This window comes from Pseudoalteromonas sp. SG43-6, from assembly GCF_014164365.1.
Classification (GTDB): Bacteria; Pseudomonadota; Gammaproteobacteria; order Enterobacterales; family Alteromonadaceae; genus Pseudoalteromonas; species Pseudoalteromonas rhizosphaerae.
The window spans coordinates 1-1,464 of sequence record NZ_JACJEZ010000127.1; the positions used below are offsets into that span (position 1 = coordinate 1).

At 39.8% G+C, this 1,464-nt stretch carries 3 protein-coding genes; all 3 read left to right on the forward strand.

Annotated elements, in window-relative coordinates; genetic code table 11:
• Nucleotides 1-993: hypothetical protein (locus H5201_RS22385; RefSeq protein ID WP_259399739.1), on the forward strand; the 993-nt coding region annotated here is incomplete at its 5' end.
• Nucleotides 994-1,022: 29 nt separating this feature from the next.
• Nucleotides 1,023-1,175, forward strand: a complete 153-nt coding sequence (locus H5201_RS23355) for a hypothetical protein (RefSeq protein WP_259399740.1) — start codon at nucleotides 1,023-1,025, stop codon at nucleotides 1,173-1,175.
• A partial coding sequence (locus H5201_RS22390) for a hypothetical protein (protein WP_182719749.1) occupies nucleotides 1,172-1,464 on the forward strand: 293 nt, incomplete at its 3' end. The genes H5201_RS23355 and H5201_RS22390, both read left to right, overlap by 4 nt.

The following is a 1,464-nucleotide window of genomic DNA, read 5'->3' on the forward strand; positions in this document are numbered from 1 at the left end:
GCTTCGCATTGCTGCCTCTACGACCAATTTACACCGTACAATCAAGGACTATTGATGTCATTAATTTCAGTAAAAAAATCACCAATAACGCCGCTGTTAACTAAGTCATTTTCACGCCGTGCAGTAATAATGTTACTAAGTGTCGCTACATTGCTATTAACTGGCTGTGGTGATGAGCCTAATCCACCTGCTAAACAAGTTGTTGAAGAGCAACCCAGCCGATTTAGTAAAGATAAAATGGCGTATCGTCATACGTACCACCCTGAGTGGCCTAAAGAGGTGCGCAATGAGGTATATGGCGATAAAGAAACGTTTTCAACTCCGCGTATTTTATTTAACGCGAAAGTCGAGTGGATGAAAAAGAAAACGCTGTTCTCAGCACGCATGGATGGCTCTGATAGGCGCCGCATTATTCCTGAAAATGCCTTCGAAGGTAGAGGGCTTATTGGTAGCCACACGCCAAAGCGCTCTCCTGATAACCGGTACATTGCCTTATCCATGGATACAACAGAGCACGGTTTTACCCGCGAGCTGTGGGACACTAAAACCCAACAGTTTATTTTAATGAGCAAAGGCCATGGTTATGCTCATTTTAACTGGACTAAAGACAGTGAAAATGTGATTTTTTACGCCAGTGGTAAACATTATAACTACCACGTACCCACTAAAACACTTACTGAGCGGCCAATTATTTACTCTAATGGCTTGTTTTTATTGCCAGACGGTAAAACTTTTTTAGCCGATAAAAAAAATAAATACTGGTTACATGACTTTAATGGTGACGTGATTGAGAAGGTTGATTTAGGCTTTAACACCCAATTTACGATGCAGTATTTAAAAGTATCCCCTTTCGGCGATTATATTTCTTTTTTATCAGAGGGGCTTGGATACCCTAAATATTACTGGGTTAATTTATCAGACCCCAGTAAGCGCATTACAAAACCTTTCAAAACAGGGGGTTATTTTTTCTCAGATAAAAAAATAAAGTGTTAAGTAAAGGGTTTAAAGATTCGACTGATTTAATGGGGAATGGTCAGTATTATATAGATGACTTTTTTTATGAATTTGATTTAAATACTCAGCAAACACGAGAAATACCAATTAAAGAAAATGATATATGGGGCATGGGAAATATATATATTTTTGACGTGTTTAATATCAAGGATGAACAATGACAGAGCAATTGAATACAGGGCAATCTAGTTTTCCTAAAGCGTATTTACTCACGGGCTACGTTAATCGGGGGAAGCCAATCAGTAAGCTCACTCTGTTGTTTAATCGTGTGGTGGTGGCTGATAGTAATGAAGCGATACCAATACTATTAAGCAGTGATGAAGGCGCGGTGCTTGAGGCTGTTGATGACAAGCAGTTAACAACACGGACACCGTTTCATGCCCAAAAAACTACCCCGTTCATGCTTCGCATTGCTGCCTCTACGACCAATTTACACCGTACAATCAAGGA